The organism is Methanobrevibacter sp. V74 (assembly GCF_963082495.1).
Classification (GTDB): domain Archaea; phylum Methanobacteriota; class Methanobacteria; order Methanobacteriales; family Methanobacteriaceae; genus Methanocatella.
In genome coordinates this window covers 490,235-516,575 of sequence record NZ_CAUJAN010000001.1, presented here as the reverse complement: position 1 = coordinate 516,575, position 26,341 = coordinate 490,235, and the positions used below count along the sequence as shown (strand labels likewise).

At 28.1% G+C, this 26,341-nt stretch carries 26 protein-coding genes; 5 read left to right on the top strand and 21 right to left on the bottom strand.

All coding sequences use genetic code 11. The features are described 5' to 3' along the window. Window positions 1-50: 50 nt before the first annotated feature. Window positions 51-2,666 carry an FmdE family protein gene (locus Q9969_RS02500; protein WP_305554065.1) on the bottom strand — a complete coding sequence of 872 codons (2,616 nt, stop codon included), beginning with the start codon at window positions 2,664-2,666 and terminating at the stop codon, window positions 51-53. Window positions 2,667-3,048: 382 nt separating this feature from the next. Continuing rightward, complete coding sequence (locus tag Q9969_RS02495) at window positions 3,049-3,858, bottom strand: MBL fold metallo-hydrolase (protein ID WP_305554063.1); 810 nt, start codon at window positions 3,856-3,858, stop codon at window positions 3,049-3,051. Window positions 3,859-4,550: 692 nt separating this feature from the next. Here Q9969_RS02495 and Q9969_RS02490 point away from each other — a divergent pair. Further along, window positions 4,551-4,976: a hypothetical protein gene (locus tag Q9969_RS02490; RefSeq protein WP_305554061.1), complete on the top strand. Its 426-nt coding sequence runs from the start codon at window positions 4,551-4,553 to the stop codon at window positions 4,974-4,976. Between the two features lie 546 nt (window positions 4,977-5,522). Continuing rightward, window positions 5,523-5,999, top strand: a complete 477-nt coding sequence (locus Q9969_RS02485) for a hypothetical protein (protein ID WP_305554059.1) — start codon at window positions 5,523-5,525, stop codon at window positions 5,997-5,999. 212 nt (window positions 6,000-6,211) lie between these two features. On the opposite strand, the gene Q9969_RS02480 is transcribed toward Q9969_RS02485, so the two are convergent. The 5 genes from Q9969_RS02480 to Q9969_RS02460 form a co-directional block, all read right to left on the bottom strand. After that, window positions 6,212-6,580 carry a hypothetical protein gene (locus Q9969_RS02480; RefSeq protein WP_305554056.1) on the bottom strand — a complete coding sequence of 123 codons (369 nt, stop codon included), beginning with the start codon at window positions 6,578-6,580 and terminating at the stop codon, window positions 6,212-6,214. Window positions 6,581-6,649: 69 nt separating this feature from the next. Continuing rightward, complete coding sequence (locus Q9969_RS02475; protein WP_305554153.1) at window positions 6,650-7,051, bottom strand: paraslipin; 402 nt, start codon at window positions 7,049-7,051, stop codon at window positions 6,650-6,652. Window positions 7,052-7,127: 76 nt separating this feature from the next. Then, a complete protein-coding gene (locus Q9969_RS02470; RefSeq protein WP_305554053.1) occupies window positions 7,128-7,535 on the bottom strand; it encodes an NfeD family protein in 408 nt (135 codons plus the stop codon). A 771-nt stretch (window positions 7,536-8,306) separates the two neighbouring features. Then, window positions 8,307-9,122 (bottom strand): 5'/3'-nucleotidase SurE, encoded by an 816-nt coding sequence (gene surE / locus Q9969_RS02465; protein ID WP_305513050.1) that lies wholly within the window; start codon window positions 9,120-9,122, stop codon window positions 8,307-8,309. Window positions 9,123-9,327: 205 nt separating this feature from the next. After that, complete coding sequence (locus tag Q9969_RS02460) at window positions 9,328-10,173, bottom strand: pyridoxamine kinase (RefSeq protein ID WP_305513048.1); 846 nt, start codon at window positions 10,171-10,173, stop codon at window positions 9,328-9,330. Between the two features lie 291 nt (window positions 10,174-10,464). Here Q9969_RS02460 and Q9969_RS02455 point away from each other — a divergent pair, with 291 nt between their 5' ends. Both Q9969_RS02455 and Q9969_RS02450 read left to right on the top strand, forming a co-directional pair. Further along, on the top strand, window positions 10,465-11,244 hold the full coding sequence (locus Q9969_RS02455; RefSeq protein ID WP_305513047.1) for a class I SAM-dependent methyltransferase: 780 nt from the start codon (window positions 10,465-10,467) through the stop codon (window positions 11,242-11,244). 360 nt (window positions 11,245-11,604) lie between these two features. Continuing rightward, window positions 11,605-12,564 carry a cysteine synthase family protein gene (locus Q9969_RS02450; protein WP_305513046.1) on the top strand — a complete coding sequence of 320 codons (960 nt, stop codon included), beginning with the start codon at window positions 11,605-11,607 and terminating at the stop codon, window positions 12,562-12,564. A 13-nt stretch (window positions 12,565-12,577) separates the two neighbouring features. Here the strand turns inward: Q9969_RS02450 and Q9969_RS02445 are convergent, their stop codons facing one another. The 12 genes from Q9969_RS02445 to Q9969_RS02390 form a co-directional block, all read right to left on the bottom strand. Beyond that, entirely contained in the window at window positions 12,578-12,736 is a 159-nt protein-coding gene (locus tag Q9969_RS02445) for a hypothetical protein (RefSeq protein ID WP_305513045.1), read from the bottom strand. 27 nt (window positions 12,737-12,763) lie between these two features. Continuing rightward, complete coding sequence (locus Q9969_RS02440; protein WP_305554050.1) at window positions 12,764-12,928, bottom strand: hypothetical protein; 165 nt, start codon at window positions 12,926-12,928, stop codon at window positions 12,764-12,766. Between the two features lie 10 nt (window positions 12,929-12,938). Continuing rightward, window positions 12,939-13,139 carry a hypothetical protein gene (locus tag Q9969_RS02435; RefSeq protein ID WP_305554048.1) on the bottom strand — a complete coding sequence of 67 codons (201 nt, stop codon included), beginning with the start codon at window positions 13,137-13,139 and terminating at the stop codon, window positions 12,939-12,941. Between the two features lie 372 nt (window positions 13,140-13,511). Then, complete coding sequence (locus Q9969_RS02430) at window positions 13,512-14,234, bottom strand: hypothetical protein (RefSeq protein ID WP_305554045.1); 723 nt, start codon at window positions 14,232-14,234, stop codon at window positions 13,512-13,514. Window positions 14,235-14,243: 9 nt separating this feature from the next. Further along, on the bottom strand, window positions 14,244-15,692 hold the full coding sequence (locus tag Q9969_RS02425) for an NAD(P)/FAD-dependent oxidoreductase (protein WP_305513036.1): 1,449 nt from the start codon (window positions 15,690-15,692) through the stop codon (window positions 14,244-14,246). A 454-nt stretch (window positions 15,693-16,146) separates the two neighbouring features. After that, window positions 16,147-16,269, bottom strand: coding sequence for a hypothetical protein (locus Q9969_RS02420; RefSeq protein WP_305554042.1), 123 nt, complete (start codon window positions 16,267-16,269; stop codon window positions 16,147-16,149). A 187-nt stretch (window positions 16,270-16,456) separates the two neighbouring features. Next, window positions 16,457-17,056 carry a cytochrome c biogenesis protein CcdA gene (locus Q9969_RS02415; RefSeq protein ID WP_305513034.1) on the bottom strand — a complete coding sequence of 200 codons (600 nt, stop codon included), beginning with the start codon at window positions 17,054-17,056 and terminating at the stop codon, window positions 16,457-16,459. Next, a complete protein-coding gene (locus tag Q9969_RS02410; RefSeq protein WP_305513032.1) occupies window positions 17,057-17,476 on the bottom strand; it encodes a thioredoxin family protein in 420 nt (139 codons plus the stop codon). A gap of 67 nt (window positions 17,477-17,543) precedes the next feature. Beyond that, the gene (locus tag Q9969_RS02405) at window positions 17,544-20,135 is read right to left on the bottom strand and encodes a transglutaminase domain-containing protein (RefSeq protein WP_305554039.1); all 2,592 of its coding nucleotides are present in this window, start codon (window positions 20,133-20,135) and stop codon (window positions 17,544-17,546) included. Window positions 20,136-20,608: 473 nt separating this feature from the next. After that, a complete protein-coding gene (locus Q9969_RS02400; protein ID WP_305554036.1) occupies window positions 20,609-21,136 on the bottom strand; it encodes a hypothetical protein in 528 nt (175 codons plus the stop codon). 200 nt (window positions 21,137-21,336) lie between these two features. Next, window positions 21,337-21,540, bottom strand: coding sequence for a transposase (locus Q9969_RS02395; RefSeq protein WP_305554150.1), 204 nt, complete (start codon window positions 21,538-21,540; stop codon window positions 21,337-21,339). 232 nt (window positions 21,541-21,772) lie between these two features. After that, window positions 21,773-21,916, bottom strand: coding sequence for a hypothetical protein (locus tag Q9969_RS02390; protein ID WP_305554033.1), 144 nt, complete (start codon window positions 21,914-21,916; stop codon window positions 21,773-21,775). On the opposite strand from Q9969_RS02390, the gene Q9969_RS02385 reads away from it, so the two are divergent. Continuing rightward, a complete protein-coding gene (locus Q9969_RS02385) occupies window positions 21,916-22,098 on the top strand; it encodes a hypothetical protein (protein ID WP_305554030.1) in 183 nt (60 codons plus the stop codon). The two genes, Q9969_RS02390 and Q9969_RS02385, sit on opposite strands and share 1 nt — an antisense overlap. A gap of 289 nt (window positions 22,099-22,387) precedes the next feature. On the opposite strand, the gene Q9969_RS02380 is transcribed toward Q9969_RS02385, so the two are convergent. Beyond that, on the bottom strand, window positions 22,388-22,660 hold the full coding sequence (locus Q9969_RS02380; RefSeq protein ID WP_342766048.1) for a helix-turn-helix domain-containing protein: 273 nt from the start codon (window positions 22,658-22,660) through the stop codon (window positions 22,388-22,390). A 208-nt stretch (window positions 22,661-22,868) separates the two neighbouring features. Continuing rightward, window positions 22,869-24,980: a hypothetical protein gene (locus Q9969_RS02375; RefSeq protein WP_305554027.1), complete on the bottom strand. Its 2,112-nt coding sequence runs from the start codon at window positions 24,978-24,980 to the stop codon at window positions 22,869-22,871. Between the last annotated feature and the right edge of the window lie 1,361 nt (window positions 24,981-26,341).

Genomic DNA, 26,341 nt, shown 5'->3' with positions numbered 1-26,341 from the left:
TCCTTTAATAAAAAAATTGTATTTTCACAAATGTGAAAATACTTTACTGTTTATTTGCTTCTATTTTTTCTAATGTAACCATATCCAACAATACCGCCTAAAATAATAATTGCCAATATTGCAAAAACGATGCTGTTTGAATTAATTTCTTTATTGGCACCGGTTTTACTTATTTCATAAGTTTTTCCATCACTGGAACTTGCATCTGAACTTTCAGGTTCATTATTTGCATTTATAGTATTTTTTGAAACTCCAACTGATAACCCTTCACCATAGGATTTTCCATAAGTTCCAGTTGTAGGAGTATTAGAATTAATAGAATTTGAAGATGAACTGCTATTATTTATAAGCTTCCCATCTGTTTTCTTTTTGTTTTCATTTATTGGTGTTTTTTTATTATCTTTATTGTTGTTGTTTTCCTCATTTTTAATTGGAAGTTTGTCTGGAAGACCCATAATATATGCAATGGAATTTCCCTCTTTAGTATCTGTTGCTCCTCCAATAATTTTGTTCAACATTTCCTCATTAATTTCTTTTCTTGAGGTTATTGAAATCTGTGGTCTGGAAATTAAATTTGGAGAGGAATAATCTTTTTTATATAATTTAATATATTCTTCATACATATTGGATCCTTTTTTAAACAGGGCTCCTGCACCCCAATTATCAAGGTTAATAATAATTAATTCTCCAGTTTTGGTTTTGCTATTCCATTTAATTGCAATACCTACATTTGTTGAGTTTGTTTTATTATTATCATATCTTAAATTATAATATGTCCCCATACCTGGTGATACACCTAAAACTCTTGAAATTACATCATCTTTACAATTTGCATTAGTTGTTAAGTAGATATATGATTCATTTTCATTAGTAGGGAAGTTTTCATATATATAATCGGCAATTAAATAACCTGGCGCACTTCCACCGCATACGTGATTGTGGAATAACCATCCTATTAATACATCATATGGAGGGTCATATTTTATAGCATTCTGAAGAATGTAATTTGCGTTTTTACTAGTATTGCCTGTAATAACCAATTCATCGTTATCAATATCATATTTTAAACTAAATGAAGAATCATTTTTAACATTATTTGCATCTACCCAATAAAAATCAAATACCAAATCTTTCCATATAGGTGTATGAACTGGAAGTAATGTTTTTTTGTATAATGCTGAACCCAACACTTCATAAATACCATCAAATATCATTGAAGTAGGAGTGCCATTAATTCTAACATATCCTGCTGAAGTTAAAACATAGAAGTTAGTTAAATCTTTTTTAATAGTAATTCCTTGTGAAGTAAAATATTCAATTGCTTTGTTACAAGCATCTATGCCTATTTGTTTTAATTTCTTGTCACTCAATTTTGTTTCAGTAATATTAACTTTAGTTTCACGAGTTGCTTTAGTTAAGTTTAATCCAAGAATATAATCCATATCCAAACCATGAGCACTTTTAACTACATTACCTTTACCGATTTCTAATCCCATCAGATATTCAAGATTATCTTTAGTCAATCCTTTAAATTCATAAAGCATTGTAACAAGTGAGGTTGGATTTGTATGTAATTTATTGATAAGCCAGTTTTGGTATTTTAAGTCATTAGTTGCACTGGCATCAGGATTTAAACCAAATATTTTTTTAAAGTTCTCTTTTATTGCAGTTTCATTATAACTCATTATAATAATAATCCCAGTATTAGAAGTTGTATTCCATCGGATAAATCCAGTCATGGCTTTATTAACCATGGTATCAATACCTATGTAAGCCCTTTTTCCTGGAGTAATGTCTAATGACCATGTAAATGCATCATCTTCAGACCCGCCCGGAACTCCAAGCACATAATAGGAAGTGTGTTCTAATGGCAATCCAAATTCATCTTTTGGTGGATAATAAGTTAATAATGTTTGAATCATTGCCTGGCCACTAATAAGACCAGTACAAACATGTCCATGATAAGTAGCTTGAGTTAACACATCATTAGGCATTCCTGCCGACCATGCATTAGATATACTAATGTATGAATATGCATCTTCATCACCTAATGCTTTTTGTAATTTTTTCCATTCACTGGCGCTTAATGTTGGACCTGCATTTCCATAGAAAATCGGAGTTAAAGACCCATTTTTATAAAATGCCATAGTTAATGAATTGTCCTTTTTAATAAAAAATGCAATATTGGTAGGATCTTTTCTTGTGGAAGATAATGTTAATATATTACCTTTACCATAACTTACATAATTGTTTGAAGCATCGACGATTCCTCCTAATGCACTTTCAGTAGTTTTATTATCAATCCAAGTCATACCTGCAGTTGTAATCACTAATATGTCATCAGCAGATGAGAAATTAAGTAATTTGTCTGCAGCACGTGTAACGTCATAACCTAATTTATATATTTTTAAATCAGATGAGGAATTACCTTTTAGAATGCTATTGCTCTCTTGAGAATTATCATTTAGTTTAAGATTATCATCATCCAAATCAGAAGATACACTTTGATAAGACTTTTGATTATCATCAGCAATATTAATATCAACATTGTTATCATATTGAATATCTGAAATCAAATCACTAGACGAATTTTCAGCAGATACACTATTCATTATAGCTAAAAATATGACCAATAATGTTATAATATAAAGACTGTGCTGTTTCATTTATTTGTTCCTCCTATAATAAATTATAAAAAATAGACAAGTTAATTAAACAAGCCTATGTTTCTTTCAGTAGTAATAATGATATAAAATTATCTTATTACTGTTTTCATAGTTTTTTTAAAAAAAGTAATACTGGAAAATAATTCTTGTAACATTACAAAATTAAGTTGATTTTTCCGAGATTATGTTCAATAATTTTATAAATGTATTACTATATTCAATCAAACAAAAAGCTTTATTTTTAACTTAAATCAACTGAAATTAGCTATTTTTTAATAAAAATGAAGGTATTACAAATTAAAAAAGTAATAAATCTATCTAAACTAATTGATTAAAATTATCCTTAATTATAAAAATAAATTTTCAACAATTCCAACTTTGCTTATGGATTTTCAAAGCAATCATATGGTGCGGTCTTATCAAAAGGATATTCTTTTGAAAGGGTAGGTATGGTATCTATATGGGCAAATGCATGCTGTACATTTTTTGTCCATCCATTATGGGAGGTAAAAACAGCTTTTATATCATAGTCATTAATTCGCTCTTTTAGAATTTCAAGGGATTTTTTGTTTAAATCACTGTCTAGATTAAAAATGTCAAAGAAGCAGTATCCTCCAGTATCGTTAAGGGCAAGGGAGTCTCCGGTAAATAGAAGATTGTCATTAATAATGTAAGCGCTATGTCCCAAAGTATGTCCTGGCACCAGCAGCGATGTAATTTTCAAATCATCAAGCATTACAGATTCACCATCTTCAAGAAGACGATAATTATTTTGAATCTTAACAGGGTTTTTTAATCCGATTGGCCCTATTTTCTTGCGATGCCAAGTATTTGTAAGATAATTTTCCTCCAGTTTTCCAAGATATATTTTTGCGTTTTTAAATGGGGAATCGTATCGACAATCAAGACCGCCGGCATGATCTGGATCAACATGTGTCAAAAACAACTCTGTTACATTAGCAGGATTAATGCCTATCCTATTGCATTTCTCCATAATCTTACTATAATTCCTATAACCTGCATCAATAGCTATAAGATGTCGGTCTTCTTGAATAAAAAAAATATTAACATCATATTCGCGAATACATTTTACACCAAAATCAAGCACGCCTGTAGCTGCAGGATGGAAAGCACCTTTTCCACGATACATTTTAGGCACGATATTCCTGGCAAAGTAATCAATTATGCTCATTTCACATTTCCTCCTATATTTTATTTGAAAAATTTATAAAATTATATTGATGTATAAATATGGTTTTGTTAATTATGTATTTAAACCTTTTTATAAACTTTAATTAAACAGAATATAGATAAAAAAGAAGCATGATAATTATTTGTTTAGTAAAAAATTAGATACAAGATTTTATATCTCGGAATTTTTTAGTTCTTGGATAATTGTTGTATACGTCTTTGAGTAGAATTCTTATGTCATGTAATTTTCGATGCCTGCCATAAGAATCTTCATGTTCTTTCACTGAATTTTTTTCAGCCATGAACAAAGTATTTGTCCTTTCAAAGCATAACAACCACAACCTGGCTTCTATAAATCAATCTGTTCACATACGTATCATCATCAATACTATAGAAAGTACCATGGATTTTATTAAAGTGTTAACTCTTAATCCAATGGTAAAATTGTATTTGCAACATCTGAAACTAAAATCGGTGATGAAATAAATAAACTCACATCCATATTTAAAATTAACATTTTTATAAAATTAATTTGATTTATATTAAAAAAATATTTATAGTTAAAAATATTAAACAAAAAAGTAGGTATTATTTCGGCAAGTTATGCCAAATAATGTCAATTTAATAAAAAAAAAAATAAAAGGTGAAAATATTAAAAAACACACAAAAATTGTGGGATTTTTATTAATAGTTATGTTATCCCTCATTTCAATTAGTATGGTTAGTGCAATAGATTCCCATAGCATCATGCAATATGATAATGATGTTTCTGCAAAATCTTTTGATAATTTAACAATTCCAGAAAATAATACAAGTTCTGATAATGCCAATACAACAAATGACGATAATGAAACCGATGAAAATAATTCCACAGATGAAAATGAAACTGAATTTGAAGACTTTATTGATGACGATGAAGAAGGTAGTGATAATGTCAGCAGTGTAAATGACGATTTACTCGGTGCAAATTCATCTGATAAAGGTGCAAGTAATAATCCTTCTACAGATAATGCGCAAAATGTAAAAGAAACTGCTTTACATCAAACTGGTAATCCGTTACTACTTTTATTAACTGTTTTCATGGTTACAGGTTCCATCATATTTAAACGTGAAAAATAAAATTTAAAAATTTTATTTTTTTTATTTTATTACATCTGATTAATTGTATATTCGATTTAATTTCTTAATTTTCAATTTGATAATCTCATAATGCTTTTTTTATTCAGTATTTTATTAATACTTTTCTTTACTTATATTGTCTAAATTTTCACATATGATAATTCATAAATAAAATTATTATTAAAAGAGAAATTTTTAATAAAGTATATAATGATTGTTTATTCAGAAATTGAATTAACCTGAATAATTAAAAAATAGTTGAGTGTCCGCCAAAACTCAAAAATTAATTTTTGACAAACACAAATAATGCTTCAATTGTAAAAAATAAAGAAAATGTTGCCTAGATGAATTTGCTTTTGGCGGACACCCAGTTAAAAATAAAAAAATGCAGCTATTAGATAAGAAAAATTAAATTTTTATGCAATATAATCAAAGCGTATAGTATAATTGAACAAAAATACTGATAATTAATTTGACAGACCTAAATCATATATCTTTATTTATAAATACTAACAAAATTATTAGCATATGCTAGGAGGTATTAAAATGAAGAAGAGATATATTTTGTTCTTGTTATCAATATTTTTGATGGCTATAATTGTATTAGGTTCAGCTTCTGCATTTGACTTTGGTTCTTTATTTGGTGGAGATAATTCTTCAGAAGCTCAAAATGTTACTATTGATGGTGTTGATTTTCAAATTCCCGCAGGTTATACTGAAAATGAAAAATTAGCAATAAACAATCAAACTAACAGCAGTGCCGGCATTACATACACATCAAATGGAAAAACTTTTACAAATGATGATAATGATGTTATTTCCATTATTGTAGCTTTGTATGATGGACAAAAAGTTGATGATGAGTTTGCAGGATATTTAGGTGGAAATAAAACTACATACAATGGTCAAACTGGTTATTTGCTTGAAAATTCAAACATTTACATGTTTAATTATGCAAGGGATGGAAAATTAGTTATAATTACATCTACTGACGGTTCTATTTTTAAAGATGTAGTAATTTAATCTGTTTAATTTTTATCTAATGTTGCTCATTAGATATTATTTTTTTTATTTTTTTAGTATTTCAAAAATACGATTTAAATTTAGGGATTGTTTATGCATATAACTTAAATTTTAGTTAAAATAACTTATACATAACTAACATGTGATTTAATGTCTTTGATAATTTGGTGATTAATGTATAAATGAAAAAAATAAAAATGTGAGAATAAAAGTTATTCCTCTTTATTATCTTTAAATAGTTCAGCTATGCCTGCAACTGAAGATAAAACACCACTTGATTCAAATGGTAAAAATACTTTTGAAGCTTTTCCATTAGCAATCTTTTCTAAAGATTCCAAGTATTTGATAGCTATAAGGCCATCATCAGGATTTCCTTCATGAATTGCAGCATATACTTTTTCAATAGCTAGAGATTCACCTTCTGCTCTTAAAATTGAAGCTTGTTTATCTGCTTCAGCCATTTTTTTAATAGATTCTGCTTTACCTTCTGCTTCTAAAATAGCGGCTTGTTTATCTCCTTCAGATTTTTTAATTTCGGACTGTTTGTAACCTTCAGCTTCGAGAATTGATGCTCTTTTCATTCTTTCTGCTTTTCATTTGTTTACTCATTGCTTCTACAATGTCTTGTGGAGGTTCGATTTTTTGTATTTCTACACTACTTTACTTCCCCATTTATCTGTAGCTTCATCTAATACATCACGTAATTCCGCATTAATCATTTCACGGGAAGTTAATGTTTCATCGAGTTCTAAATCTCCGATTATGTTTCTTAAATTTGTTTGTGCAAGTTTTGTAATAGCTTGGTAAAAATTAACTACATTATATTTGGCATTAAATGCATCTACAACTTCATAAAAAATTACACAATCAACAACAACTACTGTATTGTCCTTTGTAATTACTTCCTGAGGAGGAACATCAACTACTTGTTCCCTTAAATCTACCTTTTCTAAATTTTCAAAAAATGGAATTAATACAACCACACCACTTGAAACTGTTCTATTATATTTTCCAAGTCTTTCAACAACACCTTTTTCATAGGGTCTGAGAATTTTAATGTATCTAAGACCTATAATAACTAAAATTATAATTATAATTAATTATTTCTAAAAACATTTTAAATCACTTCTATTCTACAATTAGTTTAATACTTTCTATTCCGCACACTTTAACAATATCTCCAATATTCACATTATTTTTTGCATAAGCAGACCATTCTTCTCCACTTACTTTTACAATAATGTTTTCATCATCAATTTTACGGATAACTTTAGCTTCTTTTCCTATTAATCGCTCAGCGGTTGTCTTTTTATTAGTTTCAGGTGTAACTTTAATTGAGAATTTTTTAGTATAAGCTAGTAAAATTATTGACACAATTAAAAAAGCTCCAAATTGAGTATAAAAATCAAAATGCAAATAATTCAATATAGCCGCAATTAAAGAACTTACACCAAACCACAATAAAATAAAACTGCCTGTGAGCATTTCCAATGAAAAAAATACAATAGCTAAGATTATCCAAATAAAAATTTCCATTTTAATCACTTGATAATTTATTGTTAAATATCTTTTCTATCATATTTAACTGTTTTTTAATTATTATAGATATCTATCTAAGAATGGCTATTTCAAAAACTTAGGTGATTTAAATATCTGCAAGTTTTTTATTAAAAATTTTTTCTTAATATTTGGAGTTATTTTTATAATTTAACGCTAATTAATCCATTATTTTGAAAAATTTAATGAATAGATTAATCGAAAAAATTAGTTATCACACAAGTTTTTGAAAGAGCCATCTAAATTTAATTTTCTAATGATTCAATATGGGAGGAAAATTAAAAAAAATCCGCCAACGCCATTCATGTTTAACATGCCAGCTGAACTGTTATTATCTCTCTTTTTAAAAATCTGAATTTTTATAATCTCTTCTTTTAGTTGAATTTCATCTGTCAATTTCTTTAGTTTGATTTTCATTGGCTATTTTTTCATAGCGTCTAAGGAATGCCACACACAATATAATTTTATGGAATAATTGATGATGATTTAGACAGATACCGGAATGATTGGAACTGTCAACTACTAATGAGATCTAGGAGTCTATAACACGCCAATCCAGAATCCATAGACAAAGAAATAATTTCTTAATGGTTTCGGTAGGTTTTTCAAGAAGGTTTTTTTCGATTTTATTGTTTATATTTATTATATTTTTGTCTGTAAATTGATTTATGAAATGCAATTTTCAATAGCATTTGTGTTGAAAGTTTTATAAATAGAATATTTGTGTTAAAATCCCATAAATTTAATTATTTACCAATCTTTTAAATCTTGATAAGTCATATTAACATTAAGGGGAGTCAAACTTGGTCTTTTTTCAACTATTAATGCATACCCATCACTATTTTCATCATATTCTTTAACAAGACCAGAAGTAATCATGATTAAATCGTCGTTTTTTTGATTCTCTTCCAATGGATAATTAAATATTTCCGCTTTTTCCTTATCATTATTATCTATAACATTTTTATTAAGCATTTTAGGAGCTAAATGTGTAATTTTAACACTTTCCGATTCATAATTTGTTGGCACATTTAAGTTAAACAAATCAACTTCTTTTGGAAATCCGTCATTAATTATTTTTAAAACTAAATCATGGAGAACTTTCTTTGCTAAAGTAAAATCATAATCCACATACCATTCACCATTCATATCTTTCTTATATGATGTTTTAGGATCTATGAATAATGAAGTTGCAATTGCAGGAATGCCTAAACTAACTGCTTCTAAAGCAGCGCAAACTGTACCTGATGAAGTAATATCGCAACTTATATTAATTCCAGCATTAATTCCCGTTATAACCAAATCAGGCTTTTCGTTCATTACATAATCTGAACCAACAATAACACAATCAGCGGGACTACCTGAAACAGAATAAGCCAAACTACCATCATCAAGTTTGCAGGAATTAATTTTTAAATGTTTAAATAATGTTAGACGACGACCGACACTGCTGTTATTTTTATCGGGAGCTACAACCACAACATTGGCTATATCTTCAACAGCTTGCTTTGCAGCCAGTATCCCTGGTGCGAAAATACCATCATCATTAGATATTAAAATATTCATAATATCAAAACCTTAAATTGTATTAATATTATATTTAATTTTATAGTTAAAAAAATTATTTTTTATTGGAGCCGAATTAACAGACTTTAATTCAAATTTTCCTGTTTAGTGATGCTGAAATAACTCTTTTTTAGCGTGAATTATAAAAATTTAATCTCTAATAGTTAATTAGAGATTTAATTGCTATTTTTATAATTAAACAATTCTAAAATGATTTTAACAATTCATATAACCTTGGAATTGCTTGTTCAAATTTAACTCCATAGGTATGATTTTCATCACCTATTGTTTTTTCAATAGATAGTTTAGTAAATTCACCAGCTATTTTTGCTGCTGAAGCTGGAGATTTACCTATCATTGTTGATCCTACAAAAGATGAAGCGAATACGTCCCCAGTTCCATGGGATACATAATCTATTTTTTCATTATACACCATTTCACAACTAAGTTCTTTTTTATCAAGGATAACCATTCCTAGTTCATCTTCTTTATGAGTATCCCCTTTTAGAATAACATGTCTTTTTGTAAAATCAGAAAGCTCATTTGCCATTTCCAACATTTCATCATGTGAAAATTCTTCTTTCCAAGGTTTATGCAATATATAACAGGCTTCAGTAGTGTTTGGAAGTATATAATCACCTAATTTACAAAGTTCAGCCATTTTATCTGCAAAATCTTGGTCAAAACCATTATAAAATTCACCATGGTCAGCCATAGCCGGATCAACAAACACGAGTCCGTCAGGTTTTAATCTAGAATCAATAATGTCTTTAATATAATCTAATTGTTCTGCTGATGCAATAAATCCTGTGTATATGGCATCAAAATAGATCCCTTCACTTTCCCAATGTTTTTTGATATTTGGGAGATCTTCTGTTAAATCTCTAACTGTATATCCTGTAAAACCGGATGTGTGTGTAGATAAAACTGCAGATGGAAGAATAGCAGTTTCTATTCCGAAAGCAGAAACAATAGGTAGTGCAACTGTTATTGAGCACTGTCCAAAACAAGATATGTCCTGTATAGTTAAAATTTTTATATTATCCCTCATTTTCTAACCTTAAAATATTTTTAATTTTATTGGTAATATACTTTTATTTTCCTTTTACTATATATATTTTTAATTTTATTTTTATAAAAAGAATTATTAAAGCGATTATAAAAAAAACAGTGTTATTAAATTGGAGACAGTATTTTAAAACATTAATTGTTAATATTGCTGATAAGAATATCCATTGTAATTTTATTGTCCTAAGCATTATGAAAATTTAGGTATGCCTAAATATTTATATAGTATTTAAATATACTATTATATGACCCAAAATAACAAGGAGGTAAAATTATGAATTTAGAAGGCGTAGAAAAAACCATGTTTTTAACATTATTTGCAAAAGCACAGCATTCAAAAGAAAAGAACCATAAGTTTTACGACAGAAAAGCAATAGAAGTAGTATCAAAAATCGATTATGATTTTACACTGGCCGACAACGACAGATTTATGAAATATGACGTAATAGCAAGAACAATATTGCTTGATGAAATGGTATCTGACTACATTGGAACACATCCACACTCAACAATTATCAATATTGCCTCTGGAATGGATACAAGATTCGATAGAATCGATAACGGTTTAATAAGATGGTATAATATTGATTTAGAAAACTCAGCTAATTTACGGCTTAAATATATAAGGGATAGTGAAAGAGTTAAAACTCTTGCATACTCTGCAATGGATCCTAGCTGGCCCAATGATATTAGAATAGAAAGCGGCAATGTTTTAATAATAATTGAAGGCCTAACCATGTATCTGCAAGAGAATGATATTTCAAATATGTTAAAAATAATATCTGACAATTTCAGACATTGCACAATATATGCTGAAATAATGCCTCCGGTTTGTCTTGAAAACATGGCTAAATCATTTGAACAAACCGATTCTGAATATATGTGGGGTGTTGCTGAAGGTTCTGAATTGCTGAATATTAATTCTAACTTTAAATGGATTCGTGATGTGAATTTGTTTGAAGGAATGGATAAATATAAACCAATAATCAGGTTAGTTTCTTGGTTACCATTTTTAAGAAGAAAAATGGATTATATTGCTGTTTTAGAAAAATGAATGATTGTTTTAAAACAATTATTCAGTATTTTTTTAGAAAAATTTTGTTAAACTCAGTTTAGCCGGAACCGGTTGTGTTTCAATCCAATTCTTTTTTTTAAATTAATATTATGTAGTAGTTTTTAAATCTAATTCTGTTGTATAAATGATTGTCCTAATGAAAATAGGTTCCATTTCTGCATTATCTTAAAAAATGCTTTTTCAAATTCTTTAATTGTGTTGAAATAATCATAACTAAATGATATTGGGACAAATTAAACACTTCCTTCAAATAACTCCAAATAATGAATAAAAAAGTATTTTATAGGCCATCTACATAAATAGCAATAGATTATTTTATTATTAAATTGGATGAGAGTTATGAATATCGGAAAGTTAGTTGGCAATACGCCACTGATAAAAATCAATTATGAATATGAAGGCAGATTAAGCAGTATTTACACTAAACTTGAATTCTACAATTATTCTGGAAGTATAAAAGACAGAATTGCATTATACATTATTGAAAAAGAAAAAGAAATCGGCAATTTAGTTGATGGCCAATCAATAATTGAAGTTACCAGTGGAAATACAGGTATTGCTTTCAGTGCTATTGGCGCTCTTTTTGGCCATGAAGTTCATATTTTCATGCCTGATTGGGTATCAATTGAGAGAAGAAAACTTATTGAAATGTATGGTGCTCAGGTTCATCTTGTATCCAGAGATGAAGGTGGATTTAAAAAAGCTCTTGAACTTGTTGACAAGTTTGCAAAAGAAACAAATGCATATAGACCTCTTCAATTTGATAATGAATTAAATATTGAAGCTCAATATGAAACAACCGGTCAGGAAATAACTGATGCTATCCCTGAAGTAAACGCTTTTATATCAGGCATTGGAACTGGTGGAACACTTATGGGAATTGGAAAAAGAATCAAAGAGCATAATCCTAACGCTAAAGTGTTCGCCCTAGAACCTTCTACATTATCAATCCTTAAGATGGGAATGGAAAAGGGGAATCATTTAATTGAAGGCATTGGTGATGATTTTATTCCAAGAATAGTTGATAAAGATTTAATTGATGATATTGTTTTAATTCATGATTATGATGCTATTAATATGTCTAAAAGATTAGCTAAAGAATTTGGCTTGGGAATTGGCATTTCCAGTGGAGCTAATTTTTTAGCTGGAGTATTAATGGATAATGATGATATGACCATGGCTACTGTTTTTCCAGATGACAACAAAAAATACATTACCACTAAATTATCTGAAGAAATTGATGATAATCCGGAATTAATTTCAAATAGAATAAGGCTAATTGATTTTGAAGTAATTTAAACACTTTGCTAGATTAAATAATTTTAGCAACAACATACTCTTCTAGAAAAACAAATAATACTTTTGCTTTTCTACCTTCATTTACCTTATTTTTAATTTGAGATGCACTTTTAGCACCTCTCATTAATGTATAATCGCTGTTAGCAACATAACCTATTTTTTCACCATCCAAACAAACGGCAATTGCATCACCATCATGTTAATTATCCTCTTCTCTAACCAAACTAACAACAAGGCCTTCTGAAGGTGTAAAATTATAAAAATAGCTTCCAGTAATATTTATCAAAGTATCTGTCGTGTTATTTAAATATTCGATTTGATTTTCCAGCTCTTTTAGTTTATCAAATTCCTTAAAAGCAATCAAATAATATCTTCTAGCTCCATAAATCTTCTAAGATCTCCGCCTTTAAAAAATAAAATTCACTTAAATCTTCACCTTCAGGATGTATTTCCAATGATTTATTGATCAAATCTAGGGCCTTTTCATATTCAGCATCTGGAAAATAGCTGACTTTAGCATATTTATATAATGTATTTGCTTTATTTGTTTTTACTTCATCACATTCATGCAACATTAATGATTTATCATAACATTCAATTGACTCATCATATCTCGATAAATTATCTAGAATTATTGCTTTGAGATTCCAGTTTTTATAATCATTTTCAATTTTAAGAATTTCATCTATCAGTTCAACGCTTTGCTGAATTTTTGTTCCGCTATCAATTGATTCAAGTTTGAGGTTTTTGAAAAGTTTAATCTAGATTGATAGGTATTGTCCCTGTTAGGAGATTGTTTTTTCCTCTTCATTGCAATCAACTAAAAATATTTCAAAATTTAATTCATTATTGCATTTTTGGCTATTTGAGGTGTTCCAAGGATATGTTTACATCATCTAACATGTTTTTCCAAGTGTTAATCGTTTAGCAGTTCCATCCATATTATCCTAATTAAGGTTTAAATTATCCACTGCATTTATTAATTCTAACATATGCCTATCTTTTTCATATTGAGGGGCAAAGCTATATTCTTCAAAGTAAAATGCAGGTATTCCATTTTCATTCAATGGAATAGTTAAATAAGGTCCGCTGGTTGTTGATTGTGGAGCATAATATGTAATATTTTCACAGTTTTGAGAAACATTATCTGCATATTCCGCACCCATACATTCTTTCAGTGGACAAAATACAAATGTTTTAAAATCGTATGCTCCAATATTTGAATGAACATCAACAGCCAATTCATAATCGCCATTTACAATTTCTGGATATACATATTTATAAGCCAAATTTTGCCCGTTTTGTCTACCTGGATTTTCATAATTATCCAGCCCATCACCATAATAGCCAACATCTTCCGTTATATTAATAACATAAATATCATAACAATAATTAAGATTGGACATATTTGGAAGTATTTCAACTAATGTTTCATGGGTTAGATGTTCTAATGGGTGCATTCCAACCACATAAGCTATTTTCTTAGAATTTGGATTGCCTATATTTTTTATTACTTCAACGCTGCCAGGTTCATCTGAATTATTCGCTATAGTTTCCCTATAGGATTTACCATTTGAATTTGATTGATTATTAAGAGTAGTGATAATGAGCAGACAAAATATTAAGATTATAACTATCAGTATTGTAATAATTATATATTCTTTTTTCATATCCAACAACTATAAATCATAATGAATATTGTGTAATTTATATAAACATACAGAACTACTTGAAGGAAATGCGTAAATCATATAATCAAGCTCTTCCAAGGTTATTTTCTTGTTAATAATAAATGCAAACATATTAACTATGTTTTCAGCTTCAGCAGAATATACTTCAGCACCTACAATTTGCAAGTCCTTATCAACAATCACCTTAGCTTCAGCGGTTGAATCGTTTTTAAGAACTGGTGAGTATGATCTTCCATATTTTATTGTGTGAACTTCATAGTCATCACTTTCCTCGCCGACATAAGCCGGCACTCCAACAGTTCCAATTCTAGGAATGGTGTATGCTACTGCAGGAATTACAGGATATGTAATGTCATCAGCTTCACCCAGCAGTTCCTTTGCAAGATATTTAGACTGATGTATTGCAACGGTTACGAGCTTAGCAACATTTGCATCTGCAACGTCCCCTGCGGCATATATATTTGGCACTTCAGTTTGCAAGTGTCCATTTACCTTAATTCCACTTCCCTTATAAGTCAGTCCGACATTTTCAAGACCTATATCTTCCACATTAGGAGTTCTGCCTATTGCAGAGATTACATAATCTCCAGTTAAGCTTAATCCACTTTCACAGTTAACAGTAAATCCATTTTCATAAGCAACATTATCAATTTTAGCTTCAGGATCTCTTAAGAATTCATCTGAATTCATTGCACTTGTAACATTTAATAATTTAGCTTCAGGATTTTCAATTTCAACATTACTTATTATTTCTGAAACATTTTCTCTAAAGTGGAAACGAATATTTTTCTCCTTTAGAATTTCAATAACCTTTTGTACATATGGTTGGTGGAAGTATTTTAAGGCCATATCCCCTCTAATTATTACATCGGCACTAAGTCCGGCTTCCGCCATAATTGATGCGAACTCCATTCCAACAAAACCGGCGCCAATAATTATTGCATGTTTTGGAAGCTCTTCTATATCCAAATAATCATTGCTGTCATGCAAATATTCTTTTCCGGGAATATCTGGAATTATGGGTTTTAATCCGGTTGCTATTACAATTTTATCTGTTGTAAATTCTTTATTGCCTACTTTTACAGTATGCTCATCTACAATAATACCTTTCCCATGGGCTACATCAAGATCATATTCATCGAATTTATTATCTAGAAATATTGACATGCCGGCTATTTTTTTACGTTTTAATTTCATTAAATCCTGCCAGTTAACCTCAAAGTTGCCTGCTTTTCCATAACCTTCAAAATTATCTGCTAGTGCTTTTATTTCATATGGCGAATCTATAATGGCTTTTGAGTTGCAACCTCTATTTGCACATGTCCCTCCATATAAACTTTCTTCAATGATTAAAACTTTAAGTCCGGCTTTTCTTAGAAAACGACCGCCTTGCCAAGCTGCATTTCCACTTCCAATATAAATAACATCATAATTCATAATTATAACCTCTAAATCTATAATCTGTCAAAAATGATATAAAATTATATCTGAAAATATAGTTTTTTTTATCAGAAATAAGTTCACAGATAAACCCATATACATTCACATTTTAATAAATACTATTTATTTTCAAAACATTAAGGATAATGTAAAAATTGATTCATTAAAATAATAGTTTTATTCCTGACTTCCATTTTTATGAGGGATAAATTACAGCATATTTCTTGAAATTATGCAATAGCACACCGAGATTACACACATTTTATGAAAAAATTTCCGCGAAAGCAAAAGTTCAAGTGAAAAATAATATTAATGGAAACATGCTAAAAATAAGAACAAATCTCTTAAAATGATTATTAAGATAAAACAAACAAAAATTTCCATAGGATTTCTACAATGTTAAAAATAGATTAGAAAAATTTTGGCATAAACCAAATTTTCCAATGAAAAATTATTTGTTTCTACAACATCCGAAAAAGAAATTTCTAATTTTTTTAGTTTTAGATTTTTTTTCTTCCTCTCTTTTTTTCTCAACTTCATGCATTTTTTTTCTTGCTTCAGCCATATTGTCCATGATTTCACCTCTAATAAAATATAACATATATTATATTTATTGAAATATATATACTTACTTATCCAATTAAAATAGGGAATAGTGAAAAAATAAAGATTATCCGACGTTGCATATTATGCCTGAAAACTATCTCAGAGAACTGATTTGATAAAACAAAATAATTATTCGGTTTTATTGCCTAAAATATCTAAAAAAATACAATTAACGAATTATATAACAGATAAACTGATCCAACAATAATAAGTATGGCAAATATTTTTGGAATATGCCTTGTTTTTGAAATCAACTTTTCCAAATCTATTTTTGAAATTAGATAACTTAAAACTAATAATGTCACAGCAAAACCTATGGTGTATACAATAAGATTCAATACAACATAAAAAACATCAGCAGAACTTACAAGTAATGAAATTAAAGATATCAGATATCCGCCATAACATGGCGCCCATGCAATAGATGTTAAAACACCAAGGAAAAATGAATTATTAGTTTGTTTTGATTTTAAATTAAACGAATAATCAAACAACATCAAAATCCCAGCCATTAACAGCACAATAGCTGAAATAACTCTAACATACGAAATATATGAATATATCAGTGATGTGAAAAATCCGGTTAAAAAAATTATTGCTATAAATATACTTATAAAACCAAATAGAAAAGATAAAATGTCCTTTGTTCTTAAATTAAGACTGACACTTACAAAAATCGGTAAAATTGGCAGAATACAGGGAGTCAATATTGATATTACTCCTGTGGTAAATGAAATCAATGGAAGAATTTCCATTTAAATCTCCCTTAAATCATCTAAAAATTGATTAAGTGAAACATAACCCTGAATTCTATAAAGTTCATCACCATTACTGTCTAAAATAACAGTAGATGGAGTTCCATATACATGATACTGACTGGCAAGAAATGCTTGTTTGTTTATATCAGCTTCAACAACAATATACTTTTCATTTAATTGTTTTTGAACATCTGAATTTGCTAAAACCTCATCTTTAAACAAATCACAGTAATAACAATTATCCTGACTAAAAACTAACATTACTGATTTATTTTGCAATTTAGCATCCTTTAAAGCTTGCGTAACATTATCTGTAATATTTAAATCATTACTACTTTGATTATCACCTACACTAACAAATATGATTAGTACAGATAAAAGCAATATGGCTGCCAATAAGTATTTTAAATGTTTCATGTTTAATAATGTTCATTAATATTATTTAAATGATATATAAAAAAAATAAAAAGAAAAAAAAGTAAATTTAGAATTCGATACCGGTATAAATACCTTTTAATTTAAATGATTTGGTATTCCAATTAGAAATACTTCCTAAAGAATTTCTTGAACTTGTTGCATCAGCAACAGTCCATTTACCATCAATTAACACTTGAGTCCATACATGTCCAAATGTACTTCCGCTTGAGAATTTACATGTACCATGAACGTATCTAGCATGTATATCAGCAGTCCTAAACATTGCTACAAGTAAATGTGAGTGATCTACACAGTTTCCTGTCTTAAATTTCAATGTTTTAACAGCTCCATATTTAGTATTATAATAGAAACTATAGGAAATTGTTTTTTTGACATAATTAAATATTGCCTCAGCTTTATCTGAAGTGCTTGATAGACCACTAGTTAAAGATTTTACTAATTTTTTAATGGTTGGATTATCAACTTCACAATGTGTAGTTGACTTAAGATATTTGCTTAAACTAGTTTCAGTATTTATCTCATTTAAACCAGTGCCAGATTGTGAACTAGAAGATCCGCCTGTAGTATAACTAATTGTAACATAATTTGGTAAACGATTATTGCTTCCATAAAATGTTAAAATTCTAGCAGAAGATTCGACCAATTCATCATATATTATTTTACCAACAGCAGATGAAGCAAAATTAGGTGCTTGTTTATTATCAGTTATATAATTTACAACATTATTAGCTACCTTTAAAAAATTAGCTTTAGATAAACTTTGCGAATTTATTTCGTCACCTAATGGAGAGGCAGGTGCATTAACATTACTGATATATGCAATATCATTTTTATTAGAATTGCCTAATTGACAAATGGCTTTATTCATCAAATATAAGAATTCAGGAACTGTAAAAGTAATTCCACCAGATTTAACCGTACTCGGTAATTTCTTATTGTGTTCATAATAAGATTTTAAACTAGCTGCTGATTTAACAATGTTAGCAACAGATACTGATGATATCTTTTTCACTACAAGACTAGTTGTACCTGAACTTGGAGCTGACATATCATTCCCATCAAAGCTATATGAAGCAGTGTAATTACCAATTGCAAAACTTATACTAAATGTTGCATAACCTCCTGAAGAAGTCCTAGCACTATAAGTTTTTGAATTTACAGTTAATTTAACAATTTCACCTGAAAGAGCTTTACCCTTAGAGTCAAGTAACAATATTTTACAACTTTTTGTACCTTGATAAAATGAATTAGGACTTTTCCAAGACATAGAAGTAGCGCATCTTTCAACTACATCTATAGTTGCAGATCCGGTTTTTGCATTAACTTTAGAATCAGCCTTATTAGTGTAATATATTGTATATTTACCAATAGCCAAATTAATCGGAAGTGAAACAATTCCGTTACTGTCTGTCGTTTTTGTATATGAATTATTATTTACAGAAATTATAACAGTTTTTTTAACAAGTGGAACACTTCCAGAAGTTAAAGCAACTTTAAATGGAGTTCTTGCACCATGGCCAAATGTTCTTGCACTTTTAATCGTGAAAGTAGGTGTTTTACTTGGTAAAATATAAACCTTGTTTTTAGCACTAGATCCTTTATAATATCCAGATTTTGAAAATTTATACTTAATAGTATATGCACCAGAACCAATGGAAGAAGGTAGTTTAATTTCAGCATCACCATATTTATTGGTTTTATCCGTGTAGGTTTTACCATTTATTTTAAACTTAACAACCTTACCCTTTAGTTCATAACCATAGTTATCCCGCAATTTCACTTTAATTTTTTTAGAATCCTTTTTAAGGAAAGTATAAGTTTTCGTGGTTAAGGATGTTTTTGCTGATTTGATAACTTTAACATTTTTAGTTATAGACAATCCATCCCTATTGTAAACCTTAATTTTATAAGTTCCTTTTTTAAGATATTTTAATGATAATTTAGCTATTCCCTTACTATCTGTTTTTACGTTGTATTTTTTACCATTAATCTCAAATCTGATATACTTTTTAGCTAATACGTCACCATTACTTTTGTAAAATTTAGCAGTGAATTTCTTACTGTCTAAATAAACTTTGTAAACATTATCTGCAGTAATTGTAGGCAATATTTTAAAAGTAGTGGTTAAATTATAGCCAGTTGTTGGATTTGAAGCAACAACTTTGTATGTTCCAGGCTTAAGATTAATATCTATGGAAGCCACACCATTATTATCAGTTTTTTTATTATATATAACCTTATTCACCGTAATTTTAACATTGACATTCTTTAATGCAATTCCATCAGCATCTAGGAATGTTACAGTATATTTAGTGCTTCCCTTATAATATTTAGTAACATCTTTAGAAATGACTGTTTTAGACACATCAATAGATGAATCATTATCACCACTTGTCAAAACATTACTGTTCTCAGTGTTAGTTGATAAATTACTTGAAGTATCGGATTGTAATACATCACCGGATGTATCATTATCAACGGCAGATTCATATGCCTCAACAGTTAATTCTTGTGAATAACTGTCATTTAGATTGGTAGTATAAGAATCTGTAGTATTTACATCACTTCCATATATTGAACCAATAGATAATGCTGTAATCAGCACAAAAATCGAAGTGAGCAATATTTTATTGTTCAAAATATTTTACCTCCATAACCATGTCGAGAACTTAATCTCGTACAGTTAAATTTTTTATTAAATATCTTATATAAACCTTTTTATTAGCTAAATAGTTTTAAATGGGTTCAATTTTTAAAAATAAGATTGATACCATATTAAAATAAAACATTGAAGTAATGTATACCTGAATTAACCTATAAAAAAATATTACCATAGGAAATTATTTTTAAAGCTACTGATTTATCTAAAAGTTAGGCAAATTAAACAGGATTTCATGATATCAGAAATCATGAACTTTAATATAACTTTGATAAAAATACCAAAAAGTACATTATCGAATTTAAAATTTAGGAAAGCAAAGTAAGATTTAAAGGAAAATAAGAATTTTAAGAAATATTAGAAAAATGCTCGATTTTAGCTAATTTTAAGTTAATACAGAGTTTTTTAATCAATTTTTGAGAATATATAAAAAGTGCAATATTTACAATATTTTATTTAATACGTCTTCTACTCATAATGTCTTCATCATGAAATTTTCTATTATCATGATATTGCCTGGTGACAGGTTCCTCATTATCATAGCTTCTAGCTTCATAGCGGATATTAGAATGTCTTTCATCGCCATGAACTCTTTCATATCTCTCATCAACATAATAGTCTTTTGGAAGAGACCCCTCATTATGATAATTATCATTAACATATTCCCTTGAAGCTGGTCCATCATAAACTCTATTGGAATAGATTCTATTATCAATAGATCTCCTGTTAACATGTCTTCTACCAATAGGCATTTCATTGTTAGTTATAATAGGTTCTTTATATGTCAGATAAAGGGATACAATCCATGTGAGAATTGAAATATAATGAAAAAAACCAAATAAAAACATTCCCAGTAAATTGCAGATTACTCCAATAGCAAATAATCCTATGCCTTTCTTGGCATTACCTAGATAAACAAAACCCATTCCAGTAAATAAGAATGATAAAATCATTGCACTTGTTCTACTTTTTTCACTCATGTTTTTACCCAATATATCATTTTAAAAAAATTATATAATCCTTATTCTATTTAAATTTATATTTAAATTAATCGTTAATGTATAAATTTAATTGAGATAAATCCCCCTAAACTAAAAAATAAATTCAAGTTAAAACATGTTGTGGGAATCACACTCCTAGTATAGTAAACCATTCAGTTATTTTATATTATAGTTAATTACTAAACTTTTGGTATAAATGTTTCGAGCCATTTGTCATGAACTTTTGTTCCAGAAATCGATTTATTATATGTTTTTATAGTTAATTCTTGTAGAAATTCTTTTGATTTAAGGTAATAATGTTTTATTTCTTTTTTCATTTGTCTCCATATTTGTTCGATTGGATTTAGGTGAGGAGAGTATGGTGGAAGGTATATTAGTTCAATATTAAGATATAATGCTATTTTTTTTTGATAAATACGGATTTGTGGACATTGTAATTATCTAGAATTAAACATATTCTTTGTTCGGTTTGTATTTTTGTTATTATGTCTTCTTTTTGTAATAGGTTTAATGTTATTTTTCTTCTTATTTCTCTTCTTTTTTTCACATTATTGAGGGATTTTCTATTGCAGTGTTTTTCCAATGATTCTAGCGATTGTGGATGTGGTATTGTCTTTATATTTTTTCTAATGTTTTTAAAATTTTTGCTGTAAAAATTTCATTATTTTCGTTATTTTCCATTAATAATTTGTTTATGTCTTCATCAGTTAGATTAACATCGGATATTATTTTGTTTAATATTTTTACTGTATTTTTCATTGTTAGTATTTGCTACTCTTAATTCTAAAAGTGCTATTGTAATTTCTGGTGCTGTTGATGAATTTGTGATTGTGATGGTTGAATTTACATTTATTGTTAGTGATCCTGTGGCGTTGATTTTGAATTTGTATGGATTTACAGTTTGTGTGTGTTTTGTTCCTTGTTTATATAGTGATTTTTGAGTATAGGGTTCATTTTGGAATGATGCTTCATCAAATAAGACTATAATATCATTTGTTGTTACATTATATTCTTCTAAGTTTTTTTTTAACTGTTCTTCAGCATCTTTTGGGGATTTTGAAAATTTAGGATATGCTTTGCTATATAAAATTGTATTCTAATTTCTTTATAATTTTTCCTATTTGCTTTAAACTATAATCTACATTGAATTTTTCATTAACAAGTTTATGTACGTCTTTCATTGAAATATTGGGTGTTTTTTCAATGATTTTGTCTAATTCAATTAGTTGATCATAAGTTAATTTTGATGGTCTTCCACCACCAAAAGATGGTTTTAAACCTTCTAATCCTATCAGATTCACATGTTTTAATCCATCTGTGAACTGTTTGGTAGGATTTTTCCAATATATTTGCGGCATTAGTTATGGTATTTCCTTCACTAACTATTTTGACTGCAATTAGCCTTTGATAATACCTATGGTAAGCCACACAATTGCTGATTTCTTCATCCAAAGCGATTTTTGTCATTTTGTTAAAAACATTAATTTTAGATTTTCCAGACATATTTTATAATTTATCCGACATCTATAATAAAAGTTTGGTTAGTAACTATAATAAAAATATTTTAGAACAAATTCTATGAAATTATTTAGAAAGAAAAATCATTTTATGAAAATTGGCATGATCTAAATAGTATAAACTTTTAGAGAAAAACTATAATAAAAAAGGTTAAAAAAATAAGGAAGTGTTGGTGGTTCCTTATTCTTTTTTTTTATTTGATTGTTATTGTGTTTTTTATTTTTGATTTGGTGTATTGTGTGTATATGTTGTATTTGCCTTTTTTTAGGTTTTTGATTTTTAGTGTGGCTATTCCTTTTTTGTTTGTTAGTTTTTTGTATTTTTTTCCTTTGAATTTAAATGTTATTTTCTTTTTTGCTTGTGGTTTTCCTTTTGTGTTTACTAGTTTTGCCTGGAATTTTGTTGTTTTTGTTTTTTTCTTTATGATGTTTTTTGCTGTTAGTACTGGTTGGATTGTGATTTTATTTTTTGTAATGAATTTGCCATATTTTGTGGTTATAGTGTGTGTTTTTGGTTTTTGTGTGATTTTTAGGCTTGCATATCCATTTTTGTCTGTTTTTTTACTGTATGTTTTTCCTGATATTGTGAATTTTACTGTTTTTCCAGCGCCTACATTTTTACCATTTGCATGTATTATTTGTACTTTAAATATTCCACCCATGAAATAAATATTCATGTTTTTATTTTTTGTTATGGGGAATTTTAAGATTTTTACCATGGATTTAAAGGTGCTTGGACCATAATCTTTATCTCCATTGAATTTAGCTATTATTGAGTATTGTCCAGGTTTTTGTTTGAGAAGTATAGTAGCATAGCCATATTTGTCTGTTTTTAGGTTGTATTTTTTATTTTTGATTGTGATTTGAAGATTTTTATAAATTAAAGGTTTTCCTTGGTAGTCTGTTAATTTTACCTTATATTTTGTCCCATCATTATAAAACATATACACATTATTAGAATTTAAATAAGAATCACCAGTAATAATTAAATCATTAGTCAAATCATTACCATCTTTTTTATAAATCATTTTAATAGTGTGTTTTCCACTGTTTAAATTAGAAAAAGCAATATTCTTATTTATCCCACTATTAAGGATTTTATTACCATTTTCATAGTAATCAACATTGTAATTATTATTTTCGTAGTAAATTAAGTTATTAACAGTAACAGTGTTTGTATTTTTAGGACGAAATACACTAAAAGTACAAGCAAATATATCACCTGACTTAAACCAATAAATAACATTACCTTTAAATTTTTTAGCATGGTTATTAACAAAAGAACAATCCACTACCTTACCATTATCACCAGTCCAACAAACAGCACCACCATACATTTTAGCATGGTTATTAACAAAAGAACAAGCACTTAAAAAACCATTATCACCCCTCCAATAAACAGCACCACCATACCCATCTGCATGGTTATTAACAAAAGAACAATCCACTACCTTACCATTATCACCATTCCAATAAACAGCACCATCATCTTCATCTGCATGGTTATTAACAAAAGAACAATCCACTACCTTACCATTAGCACCAGTCCAACAAACAGCACCACCATACCATTTAGCATGGTTATTAACAAAAGAACAAGCACTTAAAAAACCATTATCACCAGTCCAACAAACAGCACCACCATACTCTGCATGGTTATTAACAAAAGAACAATCCTTTAATTCACCATTATTACCATTCCAATAAACAGCACCACCATACTCTGCATGGTTATTGTTAAAAGTGCAGTTTTTTATATTGCCTTGTGTTCCATGTAAGTAAATAGCACCACCAAGTTTACGTGCGTGGTTATTTTCAAAGTAACAATTTTCTAAATTAGCATTATCTCCCAACCAGTCAATGGCACCACCCCAATCTGTTTGAGTATTATTAGCATTTATGAATCTTATATTTTTTAATGTGACTTGATCGCCACCTATCCAGAATATTCGTGTAGCTAATTTTCCGTTAAGTACATGGTTTTTACCATCAATAGTTAAAGGTTTATTAATTATTATCGCATTATCTCCAAATACATATGTATAGTCTTTATTTAGAGTTATTGTACTACCAGAACTTGCACCATTGATTATGTTTTGCAAATCAGTAAATGTTGAAGTAGATCCTTTTAAATCGCTTTTGTTCATTTCAACATTTAATCTATCATTATCTTCAACTTCTAAAATTGTAGTATTTTCACTTAAATCTATTTCAGATGTTGCATTGTCTTGTGCTGAAACAACTGAAATAGATAAAAATATTAAAAATAAAAACACTATTATAACTTTATTTAAATTCTTAATCATTTTATATCAATCCTCCGGATCTTAATATTTTCATAATTAAATGAAATTGAATCAATATAATATTTAAATAATTAATAATGATTCTATACAATCATCTATAAATAATTAACTGTTCTGAATCAACCCAGTTAATTTAAGAAATTTATTTTTTAATTTTTAATTATAGTATTTTATTTTCTTATTTTTCTTATTTAAATCTTTTATTTGATATTGTATTAGTTTATATGATTTATTTTTTATTTTTTTACTTGTTTTATGGGTTTTTGATTATTTTTTTTGTTTTAAATTCGTTTAATTTGCTATGTGTAATTGGATGTGTTTACTTTAATAGTTTTTATATTTGTTTAAATTATTTTATGTTTGATTTTAATTTCAGGGAATATTTTGTGATGAAACTTGGGAAATAAATTAGGATAAATATGAAAAATCGAAAATATATAAAATATGATGATGGAAAAGTGCATTTTGTTCGTATTCGAAAAACTACTTTAGGAAGTATAATTAAGTATTCTTTCTATGATTGTGGTCGAACGACTGCTGTAGAGGCTATAAATTTTTATTAGAAGTGATAAGAAGGATAAAAATATGACTTTAACTAAATCCGATATTTCTCAAAGAAGAAAATTGCTTAATCATATTTGCTATGTTAGACATGAATGAAGACTTTATTGATGGAATTTACAATGATCCAGATAGACCTGGTCTTTATAAAGGATATTCAATACTGGCAGGTGATACTAGCATCTGCGATGCACCATAATATTGGATACAGTGAAAAACAACTAAAAGAATTAAATAATTCTCACCTCGATATATTAAAAAAGGAATTGATCAGATTTATCATGTATAGCAGATACACAAACAGATTTCATATTAACATCCACAATAACCAATAGCAGGATGGGACATGAAATTTTTTAATTTTTCATAGAATTTTTTATTTTAAAAATTTTTTGCAATAATTTTATTTTTCAGTTGTTTCTATTGTTTATTTTGTTGTATGTTCTTTTTAAGTTGTGTTTTGTTGTGTATAGTTTAAATTCTGTATTTATTTGTTTTAAGTCTGTTGTTGTGAATTTTGTTAGGTGTATGTTTTGTTTCATGTTTTGTAAATGGTAGTTTCTGCTGTTTTTTTTTTTTGAGCGTATTTTTGTAGATTTTTTTTGGGGGGCTTTTGTGGTTTTCTATTTTTCTTTGCATTTTTATTTTTATTTTTTTTGGGAAATGTTTTCCATAGTCGCTGATTATTCTGTATCGTTGTTTTTTTACTGCAATATTTTTGTACTGGGCAGTTTTTGCATTCTTTGGTTCAATGTGTGATTCTTGTTTTGTTTTTGTATTGGTATTCGCTTTTTTTCTAT

Bases quoted from the DNA above. Each gene is read 5' to 3' on its own strand.
- Q9969_RS02495 (WP_305554063.1), bottom strand. From the start codon at position 3,858: ATGAGCATAATTGATTACTTTGCCAGGAATATCGTGCCTAAAATGTAT.
- Q9969_RS02425 (WP_305513036.1), bottom strand. From the start codon at position 15,692: ATGAATTATGATGTTATTTATATTGGAAGTGGAAATGCAGCTTGGCAA.
- Q9969_RS02390 (WP_305554033.1), bottom strand. From the start codon at position 21,916: ATGAAAAATACAGTAAAAATATTAAACAAAATAATATCCGATGTTAAT.
- Q9969_RS02470 (WP_305554053.1), bottom strand. From the start codon at position 7,535: ATGGAAATTTTTATTTGGATAATCTTAGCTATTGTATTTTTTTCATTG.
- Q9969_RS02460 (WP_305513048.1), bottom strand. From the start codon at position 10,173: ATGAGGGATAATATAAAAATTTTAACTATACAGGACATATCTTGTTTT.
- Q9969_RS02380 (WP_342766048.1), bottom strand. From the start codon at position 22,660: ATGTCTGGAAAATCTAAAATTAATGTTTTTAACAAAATGACAAAAATC.
- Q9969_RS02430 (WP_305554045.1), bottom strand. From the start codon at position 14,234: ATGAAAAAAGAATATATAATTATTACAATACTGATAGTTATAATCTTA.
- Q9969_RS02450 (WP_305513046.1), top strand. From the start codon at position 11,605: ATGAATATCGGAAAGTTAGTTGGCAATACGCCACTGATAAAAATCAAT.
- Q9969_RS02490 (WP_305554061.1), top strand. From the start codon at position 4,551: ATGTTATCCCTCATTTCAATTAGTATGGTTAGTGCAATAGATTCCCAT.
- Q9969_RS02400 (WP_305554036.1), bottom strand. From the start codon at position 21,136: ATGAGTGAAAAAAGTAGAACAAGTGCAATGATTTTATCATTCTTATTT.
- Q9969_RS02500 (WP_305554065.1), bottom strand. From the start codon at position 2,666: ATGAAACAGCACAGTCTTTATATTATAACATTATTGGTCATATTTTTA.
- Q9969_RS02410 (WP_305513032.1), bottom strand. From the start codon at position 17,476: ATGAAACATTTAAAATACTTATTGGCAGCCATATTGCTTTTATCTGTA.
- Q9969_RS02485 (WP_305554059.1), top strand. From the start codon at position 5,523: ATGAAGAAGAGATATATTTTGTTCTTGTTATCAATATTTTTGATGGCT.
- surE (WP_305513050.1), bottom strand. From the start codon at position 9,122: ATGAATATTTTAATATCTAATGATGATGGTATTTTCGCACCAGGGATA.
- Q9969_RS02455 (WP_305513047.1), top strand. From the start codon at position 10,465: ATGAATTTAGAAGGCGTAGAAAAAACCATGTTTTTAACATTATTTGCA.
- Q9969_RS02420 (WP_305554042.1), bottom strand. From the start codon at position 16,269: ATGGACAATATGGCTGAAGCAAGAAAAAAAATGCATGAAGTTGAGAAA.
- Q9969_RS02375 (WP_305554027.1), bottom strand. From the start codon at position 24,980: ATGATTAAGAATTTAAATAAAGTTATAATAGTGTTTTTATTTTTAATA.
- Q9969_RS02480 (WP_305554056.1), bottom strand. From the start codon at position 6,580: ATGAAAAGAGCATCAATTCTCGAAGCTGAAGGTTACAAACAGTCCGAA.
- Q9969_RS02435 (WP_305554048.1), bottom strand. From the start codon at position 13,139: ATGTTGCATGAATGTGATGAAGTAAAAACAAATAAAGCAAATACATTA.
- Q9969_RS02415 (WP_305513034.1), bottom strand. From the start codon at position 17,056: ATGGAAATTCTTCCATTGATTTCATTTACCACAGGAGTAATATCAATA.